We start from the raw sequence: 23,810 nt of genomic DNA on the forward strand, positions 1-23,810 counted from the left end.
GTTCCGTGCTGTCCTGGATGCACAACACCACCGGTTGGCCACGCATCCGTTCGACGCTGCAGTTCCAATGAGGAGTCAGTACGCGCTCCCAAGTGACCGCCTCATGGGCTAACCAACGATAGGCGGCCTGGGTTTCCGCCCAGCCATTGCAGGCGACCGGAATGCTGGCATTCGGTTGCGCCCCTAACCGTTCCGCCACCCGCACCAGTCGTCGATTCAACCGGGCATCACCCAAATCCGCTCCCCCCCAGTTCCGCCGCCGCCCAACCCACCTCCACCGTCTCCATGATTCTTCACCTTGTGCCGCTTGTTCGCTCCCTCAAAATGGAGGCCGCTACCCTCGCTATCAAGATCTGTGTAATGGATAGCAGGGCTACCTGGTGTTTGATGACACCGTGCTGGACAAAAGCGCTTCGTTGGCTATTGAGCGGGTTCGGCGCCAGTACAGTGGGAATGCCCACGCTGTGGTCAAAGGGATCGGGGTGGTGAGCTGTGTCTATGTCAACCCGAGCCTGGACCAGTTCTGGCTGATTGATTACCGCCTGTATGACCCGACCGGTGACGGCCACGGCAAGCTCGATCACGTCCACGAGATGCTGATCAATAGGGTCCACCAGAAACGGCTACCGTTTTACGCGGTGTTGATGGATACCTGGTATGCCACCAAGGACTTGATGGTGTTCATCGAGTCCTTGCGGAAAGTCTACTACTGTCCGCTGAAGGATAACCGCCAAGTCGATGATTCGGACGGCCAGCGGCCTTATGGCCGCGTGGATGCGTTGTCGTGGCGCGAGCCGGAAGTGGCCCACGGCAAACGGATCAAGATCAAGGGCTTTCCCAAAGACCACAAGGTGCGCTTGTTCCGGGTTGAGGTGTCTACCCACCGCACGGATTGGATCGTCACCAACGATTCCACTCAGAATTCCACGAAGGCGACCCACGAGGTGTGTGGCTTTCGTTGGAAGATCGAGCAGTTGCACCGTGAAAGCAAGCAACTCACCGGGCTTGAACGCCGCCAGTGTCGTAAGGCCCGCATTCAGCGTAATCACATCGGTTGCGCTTTCCTGGTCTGGGTGAGGCTCAAAGAACTGGCTAGGCAAACAGGGCAAACCGTCTACCAACTCAAACACGGCTTACTCGACGATTACCTCATCCAGCAACTCAAAAATCCCTCCCTCAACATGCGTTTTGCGTAAGTCCTGTCCATAAGATTTGATGATATCGGCGAGCAAGGTATTGGGCGGTGCAAACAGGCGGCGTTTCTTGAGGTTGGCGAAATCATGCTCAATGGGGTTCAGATCGGGACTATAGGGAGGCAGGAAGAGGAGGTGATGGCCGTTTTCCTGGGCGATGGCCGCCAGGTCCTTCTTTTTGTGAAAAGCGGCATTGTCGAAGATCAAGGTTGAATTCGGACGCAATGCCTGACACAACAGGTGGCGCGTCCAAGCATTGACGAGCGTGGCATCGGCGGTGCCGGAGAACCGCATCGGGGCGAGAAAATCCGAACCACGCCGCGCGGCTATCAAGCTTTCGCGGGGACGCTTGTGGCCCGAACGGTCGCCGTACACCGGGTGGCCACGCGGGCTCCAGCCGTGGCGGCGATAGGATTCCGGCTCAAACCCGGACTCGTCGATAGAAACCCAATCCGCCGAACCCCGCTCGATCATGATCTGGCGCAACGCGCGCCAGTACGCTATCCGCTTTTCTGGATCGCGCTCTCGATACTTGAAGGTCTTTTTTTTGCGCGTGATCTTCATCTTCTTCAATGCCTTGCCGACCACGCTGCGATCCACTCCACAAAACGCCGCGTGTTCCCGCAAGGTGGCATCGGGGTGTTGGCGAACCTGCGCTCGTAGCTGGTCCAAGTCCAGCTTCCGCTGACGGGCAACCCCCCCGTTGCCGGGGTCGTAAGTCTTTTCGAGCCCGCCAGTCCCGCACACACCACAGGCTGACATCAAACCGACGAGCCGCTTCCGCCTGGCTTCCGCCAGCGTGAACAAAAGCCACGACTTCCTTCCGAAGATCAACACTATAGGTCATATATCAGAGAATCATTTCATCGCTTAAAAAGTTGTGGAAATCGTTGCCCATTACTATAGCCGTCGGGGTTGGTCTCAGAGGGCAATTCGGCACGGACGCGACGATTTGAGGAATCGCGCTTCAAGCGGTCCGTTTGCTGTATCGAGGAGGTCGCGTGCACGGCCGCGCCCGGACGGCATGCGGATCGACCGTCGGCAGGTGTTCACACTGAGGAAGAAGATGGGCTTCGAAGCGCTGTATCGGTGTCCCAACGCCAGCCGGAGGCATCTGCGGAACCCGAATTTCGTTATTGGAGGGAGATGGTTTTACGAGAAAAGCTCTCCACTCCCGCAAGAGTGGAGAGCTCTGTTTGAGCGAAAAAAAACGCTAGTTTATCGGCTTAATGTTGCCCGATCGCCCGGCGCACTTCTTCCAGCGAGTTCGGATCGTCCAGGGTGGACAGATCACCGGGGTCACGACCTTCGGCCAGCGCCTGAATCGACCGGCGCAGCAGTTTGCCGGAACGGGTTTTCGGCAGCGCGCTGACGAAGTGGATGTTATGCGGCTTGGCCACCGCCCCCAGCAGTTCCTGCACCTTGGCGATGATTTCCTTCTCCATCTTCTCGGTGGCACCCGCCGCGTCAAGCTGCGACGGATCCTTCAGCCGGCAGAAGCCGACCGGCACTTGACCCTTGACCTTGTCGGCCACACCGATCACCGCCACTTCGGCCACCGCCGAATGAGATTGGATCGCCTCTTCGATTTCGCGAGTGCCCAAGCGATGGCCGGCGACGTTGATCACGTCGTCGGTGCGACCCAGGATGAAGAAATAGCCATCCTCATCGCGCACCGCCCAGTCGGAGGAGGTGTAGAGCAGATCCTTGAAGCTGGAGAAGTAACTCTGCACAAAGCGCTTGTCGTCGCCCCACACCGTGCTCAGGCAGCCCGGCGGCAACGGCGGCTCCACGACCAGCACCCCTTTTTCGCCACGCGGGACTTCCGCACCGGTCCCTTCGTCGATGACTCGGATATTGTAGCCGTACACCGGGAACCCCGGTGAACCGAAGCGATTGGGCTTGAGATCCACGCCCGGCAGGTAGGACAGCATCGGCCAGCCGGTCTCGGTCTGCCAGTAATGGTCGATAACCGGAATCTTCAGCGCATCGGAGATCCAGCGCGAGGTCGGCTCGTCCAGCGGCTCGCCGGCCAGGAACAGATAACGCAGGCAGGAGACATCGTGCTCCGTCATGTACTTCTGATCCTGCGACTTCAGGACCCGCACCGCCGTCGGCGACGAGAACATGGTCCGCACCTGGTATTCGTTGACGATCTTCCACCAGATACCCGGGTCCGGTCGAATCGGCAGCCCTTCGTAGAAGATGGTCGGCGAACCGTTGATCAACGGGGCGTAGACGATATAGGAGTGCCCCACCACCCAGCCGATATCGGAGGTGGCGAACATGGTCTCGCCGGGGTTGATGTGGTAGAGGTGCTTCATGGTCGAAGCCAGCGCCACCGCATAACCGCCGACATCGCGCTGCACCCCCTTGGGAATGCCGGTGGTGCCGGAAGTGTAGAGAATGTAGCTCGGCTCGTTCGACTCCAGCCAGACCACCGGTACTTCGGCGTCCATGTGCTGGGCGCGCAGCGTCGCGTAATCCAGATCGCGACCTTCGACCAGCGTCAGGCCCTTGTCCAAACCCCGGTTGCAGATCACGACTTTTTCCGGCGGGAACTTGGCCAGATTGCAGGACTCATCGACCAGATGCTTGTAGGGTACGGCCTTGCCGCCGCGCATGCCGGCGTCGGAGGTGACCATGACCTTGGGCTTGGCGTCGTCGATACGCACCGCCAGGTTGTAGGCGGCAAAGCCACCGAACACCACCGAGTGAATGGCCCCGATCCGGGCGCAGGCCAGGATGGAGAACAAGGCTTCGGCGATCATCGGCATGTAGATGATGACCCGATCGCCCTTGCCGACGCCCAGCGATTGCAGCACGGCGGCGAAACGGTTTACTTCGCGATACAACTCGGCGTAGCTGTAGACGACGGTTTCGTCGGTTTCCGTCGAGATGTAGATCAAGGCATTCTGATCGGCGCGATCGGCCAGATGCCGATCCACCGCGTTGTAGCAGAGGTTGGTCTCGCCGCCGACAAACCATTTGCAAAACGGTGGGTTGCTATAGTCCCGCACCTTCTGTGGCGGCTTATTCCAATGGATCAACTGGGCTTGTTCGCCCCAGAAACCTTCGGGGTCGTCAATGGACCAGCGGTGGAATTCTTCGTAATTCATAGCGTGAGTATCCTCTGCTTCAGTGGTTTTTGAAAATGCGGCTTTCATCGCCCTGCAAAGTGTAGTCGCTCGCTTGGAAATTTCCGGTGGCCGGCCTCGCATACCGCGAAACCGGCCCCAGGCGACTTTTATTTGGCCTTGAGCAGGTCTTCGATGCTGGAGCGTTCCTCGCGCAGCTCCTGGTCGGTGGCGGCCATCTTGCCGCGACTGAATTCATCGATCGGCAAACCCTGCACGATCTCGTAGTCCCCATTCTTGCAGACGCAAGGATAGGAGTAGATCACGCCTTCGCTGATCCCGTAGGAACCATCGGCGGGGACCGCCATGCTGACCCAGTCGCCCTCGGGGGTGCCCAGCGCCCAATCACGCATGTGGTCGATGGCCGAGGAGGCGGCGGAGGCAGCGGAAGAAGCGCCGCGCGCCTTGATGATTGCCGCGCCGCGCTGCTGCACGGTGGGAATAAAGGTGTCGCGGTACCAGCCTTGATCGACCAGCGAAGTCGCCGCCTGGCCCTTGACGGTGCATTGGCTGATATCGGGATACTGAGTCGCGGAGTGGTTGCCCCAGATGGTCATCTTCTTAATGTCGTTGACATGGCTACCGGTCTTTTCGGCCAGTTGGCTCAGGGCGCGGTTGTGGTCCAGCCGGGTCATGGCGTGGAACTGGCGTGGGCTCAGGTCGGGAGCACTGCTGGCGGCGATCAGGGAGTTGGTATTGGCCGGATTGCCGACCACCAGCACCCGCACGTCGCGGGCGGCATGGTCGTTCAGCGCCCTGCCCTGCGGTCCGAAGATGGCGCCATTGGCGGTGAGCAGGTCCTTGCGCTCCATGCCGGGGCCGCGCGGCCGGGCACCGACCAGCATGGCGAAATTGGCGTCGGTGAACGCGGTCTTCAGATCGTCGGTGGCGACCACGTTGGCCAGCAGCGGGAAGGCGCAGTCGTTCAGCTCCATCACCACGCCCTGCAAGGCTTGCAGCGCCGGGGTGATTTCCAGCAACTGCAGGATCACCGGCTGATCGGGACCCAGCATGCTGCCCGAAGCAATCCGGAAGGCCATGGCATAACCGATGTTGCCAGCAGCACCGGTGATGACGACACGGACAGGTTGTTTCATGTTTGTACTCCTTCAGGGGTGGGTGATGACACGAATGTCGCTTGAAAAGCCCCGAAACCGCGGCGCGGGTCGGGAGCGGAGGGTATCTTTGCGACCAAACCGCAGGGATGCGCGCTCGAAGCGCCAGCGGGACGGCGAGAGGGAAGCGGGCAAACGGAAATCGACGGGCGCCACCGCCGGGAGGGACGAAAACGCGGGCCTGAACGGCAACCGGCGACCGCCGGTGTTTTCTAGAGCGCTGTGAATTGCCATGCTCCGTGGGGGCGCAATGGCCGCGGGACAACCGGGACGAGCGACCGGATGTGCGAACTGACGGTCGGAACCGCGGCAACAAGTCTTATAATGCGACGCCGCGCGCTTGGAGTGGCGGCATCTGATTGGAGAGAAATAGTAACGTAGATCGCCGCGCATTGAAATGAATGCCGACACTTGCCATGAGGGTTTCCAATAACGATGAGTTCTTCCCCGATCAACGGCGCAAGCTACGTATTGACCGGCTTGCGTTGGCTGCCCAAGAGCGGCTTGCGCGGTTTCGTGGCGATTCCGCTGCTGATCAACACCCTTTTGTTCGGCGCCGGCCTCTGGTGGAGTACCGGCCAGTTCGAACGGCTCGATCGGACCGTGGCCGGTTGGCTGCCGGATTGGTTGAGCTGGCTGCACTGGCTGTTGTGGCCGCTGTTCGTGTTGACCGCACTGGTGGTGGTGTTCTACACCTTTTCCGTGGTGGCGAACGTGATCGCCGCGCCGTTCAATGGCCTGCTGGCCGAGCGAGTCGAAAAAATGGCCAACCCGGCGGGCGCAACGCCACCAACGGCCGAATTGACCTGGAAAGAACTGTTGCTGAGCCCACTGACGGAACTCAACAAGCTGCTGTATTTTATCGGCTGGGCGATTCCGCTGCTGGTGCTGTCGTTCGTGCCGGTGATCAACGTGGCCGCGCCAGTGCTCTGGGCTTTGTTCAGCGCCTGGATGCTGGCCTTGGAGTATTCCGACTATCCGCTCGGCAACCGGGGGCTGTCGTTCCGGGATCAGCGCCGGTTGCTGCGCAAGCACTGGCCGCGTACCTTGAGCTTCGGTGGCATGACCCTGCTGTTGACCCTGATCCCGGTGTTGAATTTTCTGGCCATGCCGGCGGCGGTGATCGGCGCGACCCTGATGTGGGTCCGGGAAATGCCGGAGCGAGGGGACGGCAGTCGGAGACCCTAGACACAGCTCGGCAACGGAGCGCTCAAGGCTTATGCGTCTGCTCTATACCGGCCTGCTCTATCTGCTCTTGCCGCTGGCGTTGCTGCGGCTGTACTGGCGTGGTCGCCGGGATGCCGGACATCGCCAGCGCTGGCGCGAGCGGCTGGGCTTCGTGCCAACGTTGTCACCCGGCGGCTTGTGGGTTCACGCCGTGTCGGTGGGCGAAACCCGCGCCGCCTTGCCGCTGATCCGCGCCCTGCTGGATCGCTATCCCGACCGACCGCTGCTGGTGACCACCACTACCCTGACCGGCTCTCGTCAAGTCCGCGAGGCGCTGGGCGAACGCGTGCAACATGTCTACGCGCCCTACGATCTGCCCGGCGCGACCCGGCGCTTTTTGCGGCGCGTCCGGCCCAGCCTGGCGGTGATCATGGAAACCGAGCTGTGGCCGAATCTGCTACGGCAATGCGTGACGGCCGGTATCCCGATGCTCTTGGCGAATGCCCGGCTGTCGGAACGCTCGGCGCGCGGTTACGGCCGGATTCGCGGGCTGACCGCCGCCATGCTGCGGGACGTAACGCTGATCGCCGCCCAGGCCGATGCCGACGCCGCCCGCTTCCGGGCACTGGGCGCACCACGGGTCGAAGTGACCGGTAATCTCAAATACGACTTGGCATTGCCGACCGATCTGCCGGAACGGGGGCGACAACTGCGGTGGGATTGGCTGGGAGATAAGCGGCCGGTCTGGATCGCCGCCAGTACCCATGCCGGCGAAGACGACACAATCCTGGACGCGCTCGCCCGGCTCCGCGTTCGTTGGCCGACATTGCTGCTGCTGTTGGTGCCGCGTCACCCGGAACGTTTCGACAGCGTGGCGGTGCTATGTCGCCAGCGGGGATTTTCAGTGATCCGGCGCAGTGAACGGAACGCCTGCATGCCGGACACCGCTGTGTTTCTCGGCGACAGCATGGGGGAATTGTTACTGCTCTACGCCGCCGCCGACCTGGCCTTCGTCGGTGGCAGCCTGGTCGCCACCGGTGGCCATAACGTGCTGGAACCGGCGCTGCTGGGGCTGCCGGTACTGTTCGGTCCGCACATGTTCAATTTCAGCGAAGCGGGCGAGCGCCTGCTGGCGGCTGAAGCTGCTTGGCAGGTAGCGGATGCTGACGAACTGGCGGCGGCGGTTGACCGGTTGCTGGCCGATCCAGAGCTCCGCCGGACCGCCGGCCAGAATGGCCAGGCGGTGGTGGAACGCCATCGCGGCGCGCTGACGGCGCTACTGGGTTCGATCGAGATGTTGCTTGAGATGCCGCCTTGCCATCCCGCCCCTGGGGACAAGGCTGACTGACGGGGTTCGGCGGAACGTCGGGGGAGTGGGCGCGAAGTGCGGGTTTTACGGTTTCGCGGTGGGATTGTCCGGCGCTGGAGAGAGCGGTGATTCGATCCGCCGCCCGTGCAGGGCTTGCACGGCTCGTTGCCACTGACCGGCTAGAATACGCGGCAGCTCGCGCAGCGTATCGAGGATGGCTTGCTCGATCAGGGCCTGCTCCGCGCGCGAAGGGCGGCGCAGCACATGATCGAGCACCTCGCGACTGTTGCCGGGATGGCCGATGCCCAGTCGCACCCGCGCGAACTCGTTACTCCCCAGATGAGCGATCAGGTCGCGCAAGCCATTGTGACCGCCATGTCCGCCAGCCTGTTTCAGCCGCACCGTGCCCAACGGCAGGTCCAGGTCATCGTGCGCGACCAGGATCGCCGGCGGCGGAATTCGATGGAAGCGCGCCAGCGCCGCGACCGCCTGCCCGCTGCGGTTCATGAAGGTCATCGGCTTCAGCAACCACAGATCCTGTCCGGCCAGCGCAATCCGACAGGTCTCGCCGTGGTATTTCGCATCGGGGCGAAACTGGCCGCCGTGCTGACGAGCCAGTTCGTCCATTAGCCAGAAGCCGGCGTTATGACGGGTATCGGCATACTGGGGACCGGGGTTGCCCAGCCCCACCAGCAGTTGCGGTAGCGGCGCCGGCTCCGACATGGCTTCATTCCTTGGGGGAATCCGGCCTGGGCGGTCAGCCGGCCGCCGGCTCGCCGCCAGCCGCTTCCTCTTCGCCACCGCCATGGGCGTGTTGAATACTGACCACGATCGCATCCGTCTCGGAACCGGGGTCAACGTGGCTGGCCAGCGCCACATTGGCCGGCAGCTCGATCTCGGACAGATGAATGGTATCGCCTAACCCCAGATTGGCCAGGTCGATTTCAATGAATTCCGGCAAATCCCCAGGCAGGCATTCGATTTCGATTTCGATCAGCGCGCGGTTGATCACGCCGCCCTGCAGCTTGACGCCGCGCGCGGTGGTTTCGTTGGCGAAGTGCAGCGGCACATGCGCGCGGAGCTTGCGGTCGGCGATCACCCGCAGAAAGTCCAGGTGCAGAAAAGTCGATTTGAAAGGGTGGCGCTGGACATCGCGCAGCACGGCCTGCTCGGTGCGATCGCCCAGATTCAGGGTCAGCACATGCGAGTAGATCGCCTCGTTCTTGAACTGATTCATCAGATCCAATTGATCCAGCAGCAGTGGCATTGGATCTTGCCCGCCGCCATACAAAATGGCCGGCACCTTGCCGGCGCGGCGTAGGCGGCGGCTCGCACCTTTGCCCAATTTGCCGCGCGGATCGGCTTTTAGTTCGAATGTGGTACTCATCGGGTTATGCTCCAGTGGTAAAAAAAACACGGCACGCCCGCGACCAGGCGCACCGCTTGGATTAACCGCCCGTTCAAGACGAGCGGGGATAGCGATCAAAACAGCGAGCTGACCGATTCCTCAAGGTGGATGCGGCGCATGGTTTCGGCCAGCAGGCCGGCCACGCCGATCTGACGGATATTCGGGCAGGCGACCGCCTCGGGACGCAGTGGGATGGTATCGGTGACCACCAGTTCATCCAGCGCCGAACTGCGGAGATTATCGACCGCGGGGCCGGACAGCACGGCGTGGGTACAGTAGGCGCGCACCGAGGCGGCGCCCCATTCCTTCAGCGCCCGGGCGGCTTGGCACAGCGTGCCGGCGGTATCCACCATGTCGTCGACCACGATGCAGTGCTGTCCTTCCACATCGCCGATCACATGCATCACCTGGGCCTGATTGGGCGCCGGTCGGCGCTTGTCGATGATCGCCAGCTCCGAGTCGTCCAGGCGCTTGGCCAGGGCGCGGGCGCGGACCACGCCGCCCACGTCCGGCGACACCACCATCAGGTCGCCGAGGTTCTGCGCGCGGATGTCGCTCAACACGATCGGCGTGGCGTAGATGTTATCCACCGGGATGTCGAAAAAGCCCTGAATCTGGTCGGCGTGCAGGTCCACGGTCAGCACCCGGTCCACGCCGACGCTGGTGATCATGTTGGCGACCACCTTGGCGGAAATCGGTACCCGTGCCGAACGCGGCCGACGATCTTGCCGCGAATAGCCAAAATAAGGAATGACCGCCGTGACCCGTACCGCCGAGGAACGCCGCAGGGCGTCGGCCATCACCAGCAACTCCATGATATTGTCGTTGGTGGGATAGCAAGTGGGCTGGACGATGAAGACATCCTTGCCGCGCACGTTCTCCATCAGTTCGATCATGACCTCGCCGTCGCTGAAACGGTCGACGATCACTTGACCAAGGGGCAGTTGGAGATGGTTGACGATATTGCGGGTCAGTTGCGGGTGGGCATTGCCGGCGAATACCATCATTCGACCTTCGTACACGACACAACCCCCCGTTGTCGGTCTCTTAATGGAGATGGCTGGGCCGCCAGGATTCGAACCTGGGAATGCCGGATCCAAAATCCGGTGCCTTACCGCTTGGCGACGGCCCAAATATCGAAGGCGCTTCAGGCAAACGCGGCGTGTGCCCGCATCAGGCGCTCGTGCAGTGGCGAACGGTTGCGGCCACGGGCGACGAACCCCTTCCAACCCGGTGGCAGCCGGTCCAGCACGCGCCGAGCTTGGTCGGCACTCGGGAAGGAGGCGAACACACATGCGCCAGTACCGGTCAAGCGTGCCAGCCCGTACCGCGCCAGCCAGCTTGCGGCGGCGGCGACTTCCGGGTAGCGGCGGTACACCACCGCTTCGCAATCGTTGCCGCCAGCGCCCATCATGAAGTCAGTTATTGTGATCAGCGATGAGTTTCTTGTCAATTCCGAATCGTTGAACACCGCGCTCGTGGCCACATGACAGGCCGGCGCCAGCACCACGAACCAGGGTTCGTCCAGATCCAGCGGCGTCAATCGTTCGCCGACGCCTTCCGCCCAAGCCGCGCGGCCATGCACGAACACCGGCACGTCGGCGCCCAGCCGCAGCCCGAGTTCGGCCAGTTCCGTCAGCGTCAGCCCGGTTTGCCAGTAGTGGTTGAGCGCGACCAGGGTGGTGGCGGCGTCGGAGCTGCCGCCGCCCAGACCGCCTCCCATGGGCAGGTGCTTGTCGATGCGGATGAGCGCGCCCCGGCCGGTGCCGGTCGCCTGTTGCAGCAGACGGGCGGCGCGTACCGTCAGATCGGCCTCTGGCGGCACGCCGACGACTTCGCCATGGCGGTCGATCGCGCCATCGTCGCGCGCTTCGAACCATAGCCGGTCACCACGATCCAGAAACTGAAATACCGTCTGCAGCAGGTGATAGCCATCCGCGCGCCGACCGACGATGCGGAGCATGCGGTTAAGCTTGGCGGGAGCCGGCCAAGCGGCGGGATCGGACGTTACAGCGTCCATTGCTCGATCACCAGCTTGACGCCGAGATCCATTCGCCGGGCGACGATGCGCTCGGGCAGGTCGAGGTTGAAAACGGAACTCGGGGCATAGCTGGGATACTCGATTACCCAGCCATTCTGTTCCAGCCGAGTCAACCGACCGGCGGCATCGGTTTGCAGGAGGGCGGTCGGACCCGGCGCCGGCAGGCCGCGCACCCAGTAGCGCAGGCCGGTCACCGGTAATCGCAGGCCGAGCGTTTGCTCCAGCAGAAGGTCGGGATCGGGCGCGGTCGAGCGTTGGCCATCCTGGGTCTGGATGCTGACTTCGCGTTCGTCGCCCTGGATCGTGACCCGGCCCTGGCCGAGCGGACCGATGATATCGATGCGGTAAGTGGGATCTTGCTGTGCCCACTGGAAGCTGGCGTGCCAGCCGTCCTGGCCGTTGACCACGCCGATGCGCCCGTCGGCTTGCCATTGCGTCAACCGCGCCAGGGTGGACTGGCGGGCGACCCAGGCATCCGGCGTGGTTGGCGAGGTGGGGGGAGCCACCGCGCAACCCGCCGCCAGGACGATCAGCAGCGCCATCAGTGCCGCGCCCCAGCATCGTGACGCACACCACCGGCAGGTCCCATGCGACATCCGCGGCACGCTCACCACCCCAGCCGCTCTTGCAGTTTGCGTAAATGCGGGCTGTTTGGCGTTTTGGTCAATGCTTCCCGCCAGATTTTCTTGGCTTCCTCGCGCTGACCGCTGACCCACAGCACTTCGCTGAGGTGCGCGGCGATTTCCGCATCCGGATTTCGCTGGTAGGCCTGCCGGAGGTATTGCAGGGCCTTGGCATTGTCGCCCAGCCGGTACTGGACCCAGCCCATGCTGTCGAGCACGGCGGCATCTTCGGGCAGCAAGACCAGCGCTTGCTCGATATAGCCCAGCGCTTCCTGGTAGCGGTCGGTGCGATCCGCCAAGGTGTAGCCGAGCGCATTGAGCGCCTGGCCGTTCTTGGGGTCGCTGGCGAGAATGGCGCGCAGGTCCCGTTCCAGCACGTCGACGCGGCCGAGCTGCTCGGCCACCAGCGCCCGAGCGTATAACAGATCCTTGTCGTCGGTGTGCAGGGCCAGCGCCCGATCCAGCGTATCGAAGGCTTCTTGATAACGCTCCCCCTCTCGCAGCGCCTCGGCTTCGGCCAGATACAGATTGATGCTGTTTTTCGGGTCCTTGCGGCGCAGCGTGTCGAAATGCTGGCTGACGGCGGCGGTATCGCCGGCCTTGGCCAGAACCACGCCCATCCGCATCTGGGCGGTGAGGTAGCGGTCGTCGCTGGTGACCCGCGCGTACCACTCGTTGGCCTTGCCGTAATCCTCGCGCTGCTCCTCGATCCGGCCCAGTTCGAAGTAAGCATCGGCCAAACGGGTGTTGCGCTTGATCAGATCGAGAAAGTAACTCTCGGCCAGGTCGAATTGACGGGTTTCGCTCGCCAGCACGCCGAGGGCGTATAACGAGTCGGTGTCCTTGGGGTTCTGGTTGAGCAGGATGGCGAACTCGCGGCGAGCCTTGTCCAACTGGCCGGCGTCGACCAGCAACCGGGCGTAATCCATCCGTAAACTGCGATCGCGCGGTATGGCGGCCACCGCTTTGGCGAGCCCAGCCAGCGCCGCATCCCTTTCACCCTGATCCAGCAGGATGCGGGTACGCAGCAGGTGGGCGGAAACCAGCTTGGGGTTACGATCCAGTGCTTCCTTCAAGCTGATCAGTGCCTGCTCTCGCTCGTCGGCCGCCGCCGCCAGCATCGCATAATAGTATTGCGCGTAGGCTTCACGCGGGTAGCGGTCGCGGAGCCGCCGCATCACCCGCAACGCCGCCTGCTTGTCGTCCATCTGACTCAACAACGAGGCCACCGTGGCGAAGCCCTGTTGCTTGTCCTTGGCGCGGGCGGCTCCGCGGACCGCGTCCAGCGAGGCCATGGCCTCGTCCTCTCGCCCATTGCGCAGCAGCGCCAGCGCCAGTGCTTGTTGGGCCTGTTCGCTGCCGGGGTCGAGCGCCTGCCAGCGTCGCGCCAGATCCAGGGCGGTGGCATTATCTTTCATGATCAGCGCCAACATCGCCGCCCGTTCGGCTATCCGGGGGTCATTGCTGGCGGTCGCGGCCTGTTGGTAGTTGGTCAGCGCCACGTCGAGGTGATCGCGCTTGCCCGCCAGTTCCGCCAGCAACACCTGGTACATCAGGTCAGCGCGATGGCTGGGCTGCAGCGCCGGTCGGATCACGTATTCCGGAACGGCGGGCGCCTGCGCGTCCACCACCGTCGCACAGCCACCCAACAGCAGGCCGCTCAAACCCAACACCTTCAAAAGAAATCTGTTCATCGCCGGGTATATCTATCATTCGGTTTCGGCGGTCGGAGAACCGCCAGAAACGGGGTTGGCGCAAGACGGGAGCGCCGGCTTCCAGGCCGCGGCACGTCGGCGCGTGAAAAAGGAGGGGCAACCGTTCGCATGATCATCCATCAAAGAACTATGACCTTGTCATTCGCCTATTGTATCCCGCAGAATTCCACCGTTTTTCAGCCCGATCAGACGCATCCATGCCACTGCTGGCCCTCGGTCTCAACCATCAAACCGCTCCCGTCAGCGTTCGCGAGCGGATCGCGTTCGCACCCGAACGCCTGCAATCCGCCCTGCGGGATCTGCTCGATTGCGGCGGCGCCCGCGAAGCGGCGATCCTATCGACCTGCAACCGCACCGAGGTTTACTGCGGCCTCAAGGACGAAAACGGCCGCCAGGTGGTGGAATGGCTGGGCGATTATCATAAGTTGCGCACGGTCGATTTGCAGCCTTATCTATACCGGTACACCAACCAACGGGCGGTGCGCCACATCCTGCGGGTTGCTTCGGGACTGGATTCGCTGGTGCTGGGCGAGCCGCAGATTCTCGGCCAGATCAAGGCCGCCTATCAGGTCGCCAACAGCGTCGGTGCGCTCGGCGTCCGGCTGGAGCGGCTGTTCCAGCATACCTTCTCGGTCGCCAAACAGGTACGCACCGATACCCGCATCGGCGCCAGCCCGGTGTCGGTGGCCTTCGCGGCGGTCGGTCTGGCCCGGCAGATTTTCGCCGACCTGCCCCGCTGCGTCGCCTTGCTGATCGGCGCCGGCGATACCATCGAGCTGGTCGCCCGCCACTTGCACGAGAGCGGGGTTGGGCGGCTGATCGTGGCCAACCGCACCTTGGAGCGCGCCCATGCACTGGCGGCTTCTTTCGCCGGTTATGCCATTGCTCTGGACGAAATTTCCGCCCATCTGGGCGAGGCCGATATCGTCATCGCCTCCACCGCCAGCCCCGATCCGCTGTTGGGGGCGACGCTGGTCCGCCAATGCCTGAAACAGCGCCGCCATCGGCCGATGTTTATGGTAGATTTGGCCGTGCCACGCGACATCGATCCAGCGGTCGCCGAACTGGACGATGTCTATCTATACACGGTGGACGACCTCAAGGACATCATTCAGGATAACCTGCGCTCGCGCCAAGCCGCCGCCCAGCAGGCCGAGGAAATCATCGACACTCAGGTCGAGCACTTCATGGCCTGGCTACGCACCCAAGGTAGCGTCGCCAGCATTCGCGCCCTGCGCCGGCAGGCTGAGGCCACCCGCGACGAGGCGATGGACCGCGCCCGGCGCCAGCTCGCCCAAGGCAAGGACCCAACCACCGTGCTTGAGATGCTGGCCCATACCCTCACCAACAAGTTCCTTCATGTGCCTTGCACCGGCCTGCGCGAAGCCGCCGCCGAAGGCGATGCCGCCATGCTGAACCTGATCAAAACTCTGTATCGCTTGGGCGATGGAGATCCTCGCCGATGAACGCCTCCATGCTCGCCAAGCTGGAGCAACTGACGGAACGCCATCAGGAAGTCGGCGCGCTGCTGGCCGATCCCGAAATCATCGGCGACAACGACCGCTTCCGCGCCTTGTCGATGGAATACGCCCAATTGGAGCCGGTGGCGAGCGGGTTTCTGGCCTACCGCCGCACCCTGGACGATCTGGACAGTGCCCGCGAAATGAGCCGGGACGGCGACCCCGAACTGCGCGCCATGGCGCAGGAAGAACTACTGGAGGCGGAAGAGCGCCGCGTCGGGCAGGAGCGGGCGCTGCAACTGCTGTTGCTGCCGCGCGATCCGCACGATGCCGGCAACGTGTTCCTGGAAATCCGCGCCGGTACCGGCGGCGACGAAGCCGCGCTGTTCGCCGGCGATCTGCTGCGCATGTATGCGCGTTATGCCGAACTGCGTGGTTGGACCCTGGAAATTCTCAGCGAAAGTCTCGGCGAGCACGGTGGCTACAAGGAAGCGATCAGCCGCGTCATCGGTCAGGGCGCCTATTCACGGCTGAAGTTCGAATCCGGCGCGCATCGGGTGCAGCGGGTACCGGTCACCGAGGCGCAGGGCCGCATTCATACCTCCGCCGCCACCGTGGCGGTGCTGCCGGAACTGGCGGAGGTCGAACAGATCGACATCAACCCCAGCGACTTGCGCATCGACACCTACCGCTCTTCCGGGGCGGGTGGTCAGCACGTCAACAAAACCGATTCGGCCATCCGCATCACCCATCTGCCCAGCGGCATCGTGGTGGAATGTCAGGACGAGCGCTCCCAACACAAGAATCGCTCGCGGGCGATGGCACTGTTGCAGGCGAAGCTGTTGGCGGCGGAACGGGAAAAACAGACCAGCGCCCAGGCGCAAACCCGCAAGCTGCAGGTCGGGAGCGGCGACCGCTCCGAACGCATCCGCACCTACAATTTCCCACAGGGTCGAGTGACTGACCATCGCATCAATCTGACCCTCTATAAGCTCGGCGAAGTGCTGGCGGGCCATCTCGATTCGGTCATCGATCCACTGATCAACGAATACCAGGCCGATTTGCTGGCGGCGCTGGCCGAGTGAGTGCCGCCCCCCTCCGCGAATTGCTGGCCGCCGCCACCCAGCGGCTGGCCGAAGTCAGCGAAACCCCGCGACTGGACGCCGAACTGCTGCTGGCGGCGGCGCTGGAGCGACCTCGAAGCTACCTGCATGCCTGGCCGGAACGCGTGCCGGAACCGGATCGAGCGACTCGTTTTTTCGCCTGGCTGGACCGACGTCAGGCGGGAGAGCCGATTGCGTACCTGCTCGGTCGGCGCGAGTTCTGGTCGCTGGAACTGGAAGTCACGCCGGACACCCTGATCCCGCGCCCGGAAACCGAATTGCTGGTCGAGTTGGCATTGGAACGACTGCCAGCGGATCGAACTTGCGCGCTCGCCGATCTGGGCACCGGCAGCGGCGCCATCGCCCTCGCCTTGGCGGTGGAACGGCCACGAGCGCGGATCGTCGCCACCGACCTCGGTCCAGCAGCCCTGACGGTCGCCCGGCGCAACGCCCGGCGACTGAATATCGGTAACATCGAATTCCGCGAAGGCGACTGGTGCGCGCCGCTGGTTGGAGAGCGCTTCGATCTGCTGGTTTCCAATCCGCCCTACATTGCCGCCACCGATCCCCATTGGCGACAGGGCGATTTGCGCTTCGAGCCGGCGACGGCGCTGGTGGCGGGCGAGGATGGACTGGATGCCTTGCGATCGATCGTCGCGCAAGCGCCCGCTTACCTGTGGGCGGGTGGCTGGCTGTTGCTGGAGCACGGTTACGATCAGGGCGAGGCGGTACCGAACCTGTTACGGCAACGCGGCTTCGTCGATGTGAGCGATCATCGGGACGCCACCCAGATGAGCCGAGCCAGCGCCGGACGCTGGCCGGCTTGAAACGGTGCGCGCCAGCGGCTACGGTTGTTATATCGATAGGCCTCGCAGCGATCCGACCGCCGTGGAGGAAAGCGTCATGCACGCTGACACCGAAGATCTGTACAAGCACCGCACCATCCAATTCTGCCGTCTTCATGAAGATCCCGATCAAGCGGGATCGGCGGCGGCGTGGTTACGAGGCGTGGCGGGTATCCATGGTGTTCAATGCCTGTCGTCCCATGCCCTGATCGTGGTCTACGACCTGCGGCGGATCACCTTGCAACGCATCGAAAACGCCCTGAGCGAGCTCGGTTACCACCTCGACAACAGTCTGTTGTGCAAGCTGAAACGGGCGCTCTTTCACTACGCCGAGGAAACTCAGCGGGAAAACCTGGCCATCGCCCAGGAAGGCCAGATCCCCCGACAGGAGGTTTTCATCAACCGCTACCAACACCTCACCCACGGTTGCCGCGATCCGCAACCGGAGTACTGGCGGGAATATCAGTAAACCCCCATCCGCCGGCTTTCAGCCAGCGAGCGCGGCGCGAGGATCGACGTACTCGTAGCCGAGATCGTCGGCCACCGCCTTGTAGGTGACCTTGCCTCCGCAGACGTTCAGTCCCGCCAGGAAATTGGCATCATCCAGCAATGCCTTCTTGTAGCCTTTGTCGGCCAATGCCAGGGCGTAAGGCAGGGTGACGTTGTTGAGGGCATAGGTGGAGGTATTGGGCACCGCCCCCGGCATGTTGGCGACGCAGTAATGCACCACGCCATCCACCACATAGGTCGGCTCGGCGTGAGTGGTCGGATGCGAGGTCTCGAAGCAACCGCCTTGATCGATGGCGACATCCACCAGTACCGAACCCCGTTTCATCCGCCGGACCATGTCGCGGGTTACCAGCTTGGGCGCCTCGGCGCCAGCCACCAGCACCCCACCGACCACCAGATCCGCTTGCAGGACATAATCTTCGAGGGCAGCCTTGGTGGAGTACACGGTCTTGAGCGCCGCGCCGAAGCGCCGCGCCAGCCGCGCCAGCACCTCCACGTTGCGATCCAGCACGGTCACGTCGGCGGCCATGCCCAGCGCCATGTAAATGGCGTTTTCGCCGACCACGCCCCCGCCGATCACCACCACCTTGGCCGGAGCCACGCCGGGGACACCGCCCAGCAGGATGCCGCGCCCGCCCTTGGCGCGTTCCAGTGCCGCCGCGCCGGCCTGAATCGACAGCCGGCCGGCCACTTGCGACATCGGCGCCAACAACGGTAGCCCGCCGTGGCCGTCGGTCACGGTTTCGTAAGCGATGCAGATCGCGCCGCTGTCGACCAGATCCCGGGTTTGATCCGGGTCGGGAGCCAAGTGCAGATAGGTGAACAGAATCTGGTTCGGACGCAGCATCCGGCGCTCCACCGCCTGTGGTTCCTTGACCTTCACGATCATGTCGGCCTGGGCAAAGAGGGTTGCGGGCATGACCGCGATCTCGGCGCCGGCGGCGCGATAATCGTCGTCCGAGCTGCCGATGCCGGCGCCGGCCTGGGTTTCCACCAGAACGTGGTGACCGTGGGCGGTGAATTCCCGCACACTGTCAGGAGTCAGGCCAACCCGATATTCGTGAACCTTGATCTCTTTGGGAACGCCGATACGCATTGCCAGATCCTCCTGAGGAGAGTGGGGATAGCCGGTTGATCATCCAACAAATCTCGCGGGATGTTAACCCGCCTCGAATAGACTCGAAATCCAACAGGATGTTTGCGCGGACGGATTGCATGGCCAGCTCTTGAGAACTGGGTGCGCTTGCAACCCTCCAACTTGTCGAGGCTGAGCCCAATAACGAGTTGCGCTATCCTCCCGTATACGGTCAAACAACGGAGAAACCTCGGATGAATCGCAAGCTGAAAATCCATTGGCTCGGCGGGGTGCTCGGCGGGGTGCTGGCCATGGCGCCGCTGGCTCACGCCGAGGAAATCGGCAGCGTGGACACCGCCTTCCAGTGGCTGGGGCCGAACCACAAGATCGTCATCGAGGCTTTCGACGATCCCAAGATCGACGGCGTGACCTGTTACGTCAGCCGCTCCCAGGTGGGCGGCATCAAGGGCGGGCTGGGGCTGGCCGAGGACACCTCCGACGCCTCGCTGGCCTGCCGACAAACCGGGCCGATCGCGGTCAAGGAAAAATTCAAGGACGGCGAGGAAGTGTTCACCGAACGCCGTTCACTGCTGTTCAAGAAAATGCGAGTGGTGCGTTTCCTTGATAAAACGCGCAACACTCTGGTTTATCTAGTCTACAGCGACAAGCTGGTGGAAGGTTCGCCCAAGAATTCGGTCTCGGCGGTGGCCATGATGCCTTGGGGCGACAAACCGCCCAAAACGGCGCCGTAGACGGAGAGTCCTGCCACCTTCGATCCGAAAAATCCTCCGCTCAAGGGGAAAGGGAGCCGGGTTCCCTGGCGCCCCGACTGATCCATACCTCAGCACTAGCGGCCTGCCCGGCCTGATCCAGCACGGTGATTCGCGCCAACCCCTCGCCGTCCGGCGGCCAGAACGCATCCCGCCGCCACGGGTTCGCGGGCAACGGCCGGCCGTTCACCAGCCAGCGTAGCGGCCGGACCCCGCCGGTCGCGGCCAACGGCAATTCGGTCAAACGGCCGTCCCGCACCGATAATTCCACCGTGGTGCCCGCCACCGGGAAGCTGATGCCGAGTGGCGGCGCGCTGGCCGTCTCCAGCGCCGGGCAGGTGCGGAAATAGCGCAAGCGCTCCGGTAACTGTTCGCGGCCGACCACGCGCAGCACGTTGGCGGATGGTGGCGCGGGCGGGGTCGTGGGTTCCGGTAGCAGATCGAACACCCGGAACAGCAGCGGCGCGGCGGTATTGCGACCGTAGTGACCGGGGCTGGGCGAGCCGTCCGGCCGACCGACCCAGACGCCGACGGTGTAATCGGCGTCGAAGCCCAACGCCCAGGCGTCGCGGAACCCGTAGGAGGTGCCGGTCTTGTGAGCGATGAAGCGTGGCCGAGCGGCGCTGGCCGGTGGGGCCACGTTTTGCGGCACCGGCGAACCGCGCAGGATGTCGTTCAGATACCAGCAGGCGGTCGCCGTCAACAGATCGCGGCCCGGCTCGATGGGGTCGGCGGGGGAATAACGCAAGGGCGCGATTTGACCGCCGCTGGCGATGCCGGCGTACAGCGTCGCCAGTTCCTCCAGGGTCATGCCGACCCCGCCCAACACCAGCGGCAAGCCTGGCCGAGGGTTGGCCGTGTTCCAGTGCAGCGGCAGGCCGACCTCGCGCAGCCGCGTCGCCACCCGCGCCGGCCCGACCTGTTCCAATACCGCCACCGCTGGGATATTTTGCGACTGTTGCAGCGCTTCGCGCACCGACAACTGCCCGGCGTAAGTGTTGCGGAAATTGCCGGGGCTGTAGTCGCCGAAGCGGGTCGGCACATCCTCGATCAGGGTTTCGGGGTGGATCAGCAGATCGTCGAAACCCAGTCCGTACACCAGCGGTTTCAGGGTCGAGCCTGGCGAGCGCACTGCCCGCGTCATGTCGATCTGACCGGCGCGGCGCGGATCGAAGAAATCGCTGGCGCCGACGTAGGCCAGCACCCGCCGGTCGCGGTTCGCCACCACCAGCATCGCGATGCTACTGGTCGCCTCCAGCACGCTCTGCTGTTGGCCCGCCAGCGTTTCCAGGGTCTGCTGCAAATCCCGGTCGATGAACGTGGATAACAGCGGCGCATCCGGCTGGGCCGCGTGCAGTCGCTCGGCCAGATGGGGGGCCAGAAACGGCAGGGCGTGCCGGCGCCGGGGAACGGGCTCCTCGCGGGCTTCTTCCACCTGTCGTGGGGTTAGCACACCGACTTGGCCCATGCGTGCCAAGACTTTGTCGCGCGCCGCCCGCGCCCGCTCGGGATAGCGGTCCGGCCGCAATCGGGATGGGGCTTGCGGCAGCACCACCAGCAGCGCCGCTTCCGCCGCCGTCAACCGGATGGGTTCCTTGCCGAACCAGGCCAGCGCGGCGGCGCGTATCCCTTCCAGGTTACCGCCGTAGGGTGCCAGGGTCAGGTAGAAACTCAGGATGTCGTCCTTGGGATAGCGGCGTTCCAGTTGCAAGGCGCGCAGCATTTCGCCCAGCTTGCCGGATAGATCGCGCCGATGCGGCTCCAGTAGGCGGGCGGCCTGCATGGTCAGGGTCGAGGCCCCCGACACCACCTGGCCATGCCGCAGCCATTGCCCCAACGCTCGCGCCACCGCCAGCGGATCGACACCGGAATGAGTAGTAAAGCGCTGGTCTTCATAAGCCGCCAGCATGGTGAGGTACAGCGGGTCCACGTCTTCCGGCCGCGCCGCAACCGCCACACACCCGGCGGCGCGGTGAACGCGCGCAGGATGCGGTCGCCGGAATCCAGCACCAGGGCTGAAACATGCCGGGCACGCTCGACCGACGGTGGCAAGCAACGATCCAGCGCCAGGAACGCGCAAACGATGGCGATCGACAGCGTCAACCCGAAACCGACGCGCCGACCGGTTCGCGAAAGGATGCCGATACCGGGCCCTGCAAAACCGCTCACGAGATGCGCCCGAGTTCCATGGTCGTCGACGTCATCGCGCCATGCCTTGGCGATTCGAGTCCTGAAACGGTTCGCTCCCGATCATGGTCCATATCGTTCAGACACAGCCGTTCCAGCAGGCTGGTCAGTGCCGCTTCGCAGTTCTGCTCCAGCTTCAGGGTCAATTCGCCGTCGGCGCGGGTGCGGCCGAGATTGAGCACGGCGATGGGCTGGCCGCGAGCGGTGGCCAGTTTGCAGAAACGATAACCGGAAAACACCATCAACGAGGAACCAACCACCAGCAAGGCATCGGCGTCGGCCAATCGCTGGCAGGCGCGCTCGACCCGAGGCTTGGGCACGGTTTCGCCGAAAAACACCACCGCCGGTTTCAGTATCCCTCCGCACCGCGCGCAACTTGGGACTCGGAACTCGTCGAAATTCGCATCGTCCAGATCAGCGTCGCCGTCAGGACCGGCCACCGCCGCCAGCGCGGCGAAGGCGGGATTATCCCGCTCCAGCGCGCCTTGCATCTCGGCGCGAGATCCCCGGATCCCGCACGCTAGGCAGACCACAGCATCGAGCCGGCCGTGCAGATCGATCACCCGCCGACTGCCGGCCTGCTGGTGCAGACCATCGACGTTCTGGGTCACCAGTTGATGGATGAAGCCCGCCGCTTCCAATCGAGCCAGCGCTGCGTGGGTGGCGTTGGGCCGGGCGCGGGCAAAGGCAGGCCAGCCAAGCAGACTGCGTGCCCAGTAACGCTGTCGAGTCCGTTCACTGGCCACGAACTCCTGGTAGCGCACCGGCTGGCGGCGTTTCCAGTCGCCGTTGCGATCGCGATAATCGGGAATGCCGGAATCGGTGCTGCAACCGGCGCCGGTCAGCACAAACAGCCGAGGGTGGCGTTCGACGAAATCAGCCAACGCGTCTGGCGAATTGGGACGAGATGGAGAGTTGTTGGGAGAATGCATGATCGTGACGGACGCCGGGCGACGGAATCGGACTTGATGGCAGGAGGTCGCCGCAAGCTCAGAGTCGGTGCGATGCGAACCGGTTCCGTGACGAATTGCCAGAGCGATTATGAATACACTATGGCGGATACTGAATAATTCCGCACGACTCGTGGAGGTTGACCATGGCACTGACCCTGGAAGTTCGTCGCTTTCCTTGTACCGCGAACCTGGATAAGCCCTACGTGGCCATGTTGATGGAGGATGGCCAGTTGATCGAGCAGTTCGCCTATTTCCCCGATGCCGAAGCGGCGATCGCCGTCGGACTGGCCTGGGTGCGCGAACACCGTGCCGATACCGAACCCACGGTCGCGGTGGTGGTGGTTCCCGATCCCTAAGGTGGCGGTCACGGGCCGCTCAACCGGCGCAAGCAGCCCGTGCCAGCGCCTGTAATACTTCGCCGCTCTGGAGCCGTTGCAGGAAAATCACCACGCCGGCATCGCGCGCCACGAATTCGTCCGGCAAGGGTACCGAAACGGTGTGGGCAAAACGTCCGTCGGGATCGATGGCCAAAGGTCCGAGCAGTGCCCGCGTTACCCGATCGTGGCGTAACCATTCCCCGGCGTTCTCACCCGCCGTGACTTGGCTATCGAGACGGTCCTGGTAAATCGCCACGAACAGACCCAGCTCGCCGCGTGCCACTGGCGCGCGCGCCTGCCCGCTGGCCCGTACCCGCCACCGATCCGGTTCGGGAATCAGTTCGGCTCGAAGATCGGCCGGCGCCGGCTGCGCAGTTAGAGTGGTGATTTCCTGTTGGAAGTCCTCCGGCCGTTGCCATTGCGGTAGGCTCCGACCGCTGACCAGCACCTGCGGTGTGTACACGGTCCTAGAGCCCTGCTGCGCCGCCAGCGCCCGTTGCCGCGCGCTGAACGCGGGTTGCGCGAAGCGGTCCTTCCAACCCAGGCGATCCCAGTAATCGACATGGAAGGCCAGGGCCACGACCTGGCGTGAGTCCCATTCCGCTTCCGACTGACGGCTCAACCAGCGATCCGCCGGGGGACAACTGTTGCAGCCCTCGGAGGTATAGAGTTCCACCAGCGCCGTGCGGGTCGACGAGCTGACCGCCACGCAGTCGGCAGGCTTCGCCAATAGGTTGGGCGTCCATGCCAGCGTCAAAATCAAAGTGATGGCCAGTGATGGTATCTTCATGTCGCGCCTCCCGCCGGATCATTGTATGAGAT

At 63.6% G+C, this 23,810-nt stretch carries 21 protein-coding genes, 1 tRNA gene and 3 pseudogenes; 9 read left to right on the forward strand and 16 right to left on the reverse strand.

The features are described 5' to 3' along the window. On the reverse strand, window positions 1-235 hold a 235-nt coding region (locus E4P82_RS16810), incomplete at its 3' end, for an IS4/Tn5 family transposase DNA-binding protein (protein WP_169249965.1). A gap of 136 nt (window positions 236-371) precedes the next feature. On the opposite strand from E4P82_RS16810, the pseudogene E4P82_RS16815 reads away from it, so the two are divergent. Next, window positions 372-1,196, forward strand: a pseudogene (locus tag E4P82_RS16815) (IS701 family transposase); the annotation flags it as partial. Here E4P82_RS16815 and E4P82_RS16820 read toward each other — a convergent pair. From E4P82_RS16820 to E4P82_RS16830, 4 genes and pseudogenes are all read right to left on the reverse strand, one after another. Next, the gene (locus E4P82_RS16820; protein ID WP_281383713.1) at window positions 1,134-1,955 is read right to left on the reverse strand and encodes an IS630 family transposase; all 822 of its coding nucleotides are present in this window, start codon (window positions 1,953-1,955) and stop codon (window positions 1,134-1,136) included. The pseudogene E4P82_RS16815 and the gene E4P82_RS16820 overlap by 63 nt on opposite strands. Continuing rightward, a pseudogene (locus E4P82_RS22915) lies at window positions 1,915-2,040 on the reverse strand (IS630 transposase-related protein); the annotation flags it as partial. The pseudogene E4P82_RS22915 and the gene E4P82_RS16820, both read right to left, overlap by 41 nt. A 379-nt stretch (window positions 2,041-2,419) precedes the next feature. Further along, a complete protein-coding gene (locus E4P82_RS16825; protein WP_169249967.1) occupies window positions 2,420-4,360 on the reverse strand; it encodes a propionate--CoA ligase in 1,941 nt (646 codons plus the stop codon). An 80-nt stretch (window positions 4,361-4,440) separates the two neighbouring features. After that, window positions 4,441-5,427 (reverse strand): malate dehydrogenase, encoded by a 987-nt coding sequence (locus tag E4P82_RS16830; protein ID WP_169249968.1) that lies wholly within the window; start codon window positions 5,425-5,427, stop codon window positions 4,441-4,443. 453 nt (window positions 5,428-5,880) lie between these two features. Here E4P82_RS16830 and cysZ point away from each other — a divergent pair, with 453 nt between their 5' ends. Together cysZ and waaA are read left to right on the forward strand one after the other, a co-directional pair. Further along, complete coding sequence (gene cysZ, locus E4P82_RS16835; protein WP_169249969.1) at window positions 5,881-6,633, forward strand: sulfate transporter CysZ; 753 nt, start codon at window positions 5,881-5,883, stop codon at window positions 6,631-6,633. A 31-nt stretch (window positions 6,634-6,664) separates the two neighbouring features. Continuing rightward, window positions 6,665-7,960, forward strand: coding sequence for a lipid IV(A) 3-deoxy-D-manno-octulosonic acid transferase (gene waaA, locus E4P82_RS16840; RefSeq protein WP_169249970.1), 1,296 nt, complete (start codon window positions 6,665-6,667; stop codon window positions 7,958-7,960). A 45-nt stretch (window positions 7,961-8,005) separates the two neighbouring features. On the opposite strand, the gene pth is transcribed toward waaA, so the two are convergent. The 7 genes from pth to E4P82_RS16875 all read right to left on the reverse strand — a co-directional run bounded on the left by pth (window position 8,006) and on the right by E4P82_RS16875 (window position 13,687). Further along, complete coding sequence (pth, locus tag E4P82_RS16845) at window positions 8,006-8,644, reverse strand: aminoacyl-tRNA hydrolase (protein WP_169249971.1); 639 nt, start codon at window positions 8,642-8,644, stop codon at window positions 8,006-8,008. Window positions 8,645-8,678: 34 nt separating this feature from the next. Continuing rightward, the gene (locus E4P82_RS16850; protein WP_169249972.1) at window positions 8,679-9,308 is read right to left on the reverse strand and encodes a 50S ribosomal protein L25/general stress protein Ctc; all 630 of its coding nucleotides are present in this window, start codon (window positions 9,306-9,308) and stop codon (window positions 8,679-8,681) included. Between the two features lie 95 nt (window positions 9,309-9,403). Next, window positions 9,404-10,336: a ribose-phosphate pyrophosphokinase gene (locus E4P82_RS16855; RefSeq protein WP_169249973.1), complete on the reverse strand. Its 933-nt coding sequence runs from the start codon at window positions 10,334-10,336 to the stop codon at window positions 9,404-9,406. 50 nt (window positions 10,337-10,386) lie between these two features. Continuing rightward, a tRNA-Gln gene (locus E4P82_RS16860) sits at window positions 10,387-10,461 on the reverse strand. 15 nt (window positions 10,462-10,476) lie between these two features. Further along, window positions 10,477-11,349 carry a 4-(cytidine 5'-diphospho)-2-C-methyl-D-erythritol kinase gene (gene ispE, locus E4P82_RS16865; protein ID WP_169249974.1) on the reverse strand — a complete coding sequence of 291 codons (873 nt, stop codon included), beginning with the start codon at window positions 11,347-11,349 and terminating at the stop codon, window positions 10,477-10,479. Further along, complete coding sequence (gene lolB / locus E4P82_RS16870) at window positions 11,337-11,912, reverse strand: lipoprotein insertase outer membrane protein LolB (RefSeq protein WP_169249975.1); 576 nt, start codon at window positions 11,910-11,912, stop codon at window positions 11,337-11,339. Before lolB ends, ispE begins: the two co-directional genes overlap by 13 nt. Window positions 11,913-11,977: 65 nt before the next feature. Then, window positions 11,978-13,687: a tetratricopeptide repeat protein gene (locus E4P82_RS16875; protein WP_169249976.1), complete on the reverse strand. Its 1,710-nt coding sequence runs from the start codon at window positions 13,685-13,687 to the stop codon at window positions 11,978-11,980. A gap of 218 nt (window positions 13,688-13,905) precedes the next feature. Here E4P82_RS16875 and hemA point away from each other — a divergent pair, with 218 nt between their 5' ends. From hemA to E4P82_RS16895, 4 genes are all read left to right on the forward strand, one after another. After that, window positions 13,906-15,174, forward strand: a complete 1,269-nt coding sequence (gene hemA / locus E4P82_RS16880) for a glutamyl-tRNA reductase (RefSeq protein WP_169249977.1) — start codon at window positions 13,906-13,908, stop codon at window positions 15,172-15,174. Beyond that, complete coding sequence (gene prfA / locus E4P82_RS16885) at window positions 15,171-16,253, forward strand: peptide chain release factor 1 (RefSeq protein WP_169249978.1); 1,083 nt, start codon at window positions 15,171-15,173, stop codon at window positions 16,251-16,253. The genes hemA and prfA overlap by 4 nt, the downstream gene beginning before the upstream one ends. Next, window positions 16,250-17,098: a peptide chain release factor N(5)-glutamine methyltransferase gene (prmC, locus tag E4P82_RS16890; protein WP_169249979.1), complete on the forward strand. Its 849-nt coding sequence runs from the start codon at window positions 16,250-16,252 to the stop codon at window positions 17,096-17,098. Before prfA ends, prmC begins: the two co-directional genes overlap by 4 nt. A 76-nt stretch (window positions 17,099-17,174) precedes the next feature. Continuing rightward, entirely contained in the window at window positions 17,175-17,585 is a 411-nt protein-coding gene (locus tag E4P82_RS16895; RefSeq protein ID WP_169249980.1) for a hypothetical protein, read from the forward strand. Window positions 17,586-17,603: 18 nt separating this feature from the next. On the opposite strand, the gene ald is transcribed toward E4P82_RS16895, so the two are convergent. Beyond that, window positions 17,604-18,722, reverse strand: a complete 1,119-nt coding sequence (gene ald / locus E4P82_RS16900) for an alanine dehydrogenase (protein WP_169249981.1) — start codon at window positions 18,720-18,722, stop codon at window positions 17,604-17,606. Window positions 18,723-18,955: 233 nt separating this feature from the next. Here ald and E4P82_RS16905 point away from each other — a divergent pair, with 233 nt between their 5' ends. After that, entirely contained in the window at window positions 18,956-19,453 is a 498-nt protein-coding gene (locus tag E4P82_RS16905) for a CreA family protein (RefSeq protein ID WP_169249982.1), read from the forward strand. A 40-nt stretch (window positions 19,454-19,493) separates the two neighbouring features. Here the strand turns inward: E4P82_RS16905 and pbpC are convergent, their stop codons facing one another. Beyond that, complete coding sequence (pbpC, locus tag E4P82_RS16910) at window positions 19,494-21,428, reverse strand: penicillin-binding protein 1C (RefSeq protein ID WP_312915480.1); 1,935 nt, start codon at window positions 21,426-21,428, stop codon at window positions 19,494-19,496. Window positions 21,429-21,738: 310 nt separating this feature from the next. Beyond that, window positions 21,739-22,590 (reverse strand): annotated as a pseudogene (locus tag E4P82_RS16915) (NAD-dependent protein deacetylase); the annotation flags it as partial. A 164-nt stretch (window positions 22,591-22,754) separates the two neighbouring features. On the opposite strand from E4P82_RS16915, the gene E4P82_RS16920 reads away from it, so the two are divergent. Further along, window positions 22,755-22,967 (forward strand): hypothetical protein, encoded by a 213-nt coding sequence (locus E4P82_RS16920; RefSeq protein ID WP_169249984.1) that lies wholly within the window; start codon window positions 22,755-22,757, stop codon window positions 22,965-22,967. 19 nt (window positions 22,968-22,986) lie between these two features. Here the strand turns inward: E4P82_RS16920 and E4P82_RS16925 are convergent, their stop codons facing one another. Further along, window positions 22,987-23,778 carry a DUF1223 domain-containing protein gene (locus tag E4P82_RS16925; RefSeq protein WP_169249985.1) on the reverse strand — a complete coding sequence of 264 codons (792 nt, stop codon included), beginning with the start codon at window positions 23,776-23,778 and terminating at the stop codon, window positions 22,987-22,989. Window positions 23,779-23,810: the final 32 nt, after the last annotated feature.

Origin of the sequence: Candidatus Competibacter phosphatis, assembly GCF_012939995.1 — a bacterium.
GTDB classification, from domain to species: domain Bacteria; phylum Pseudomonadota; class Gammaproteobacteria; order Competibacterales; family Competibacteraceae; genus Competibacter; species Competibacter phosphatis.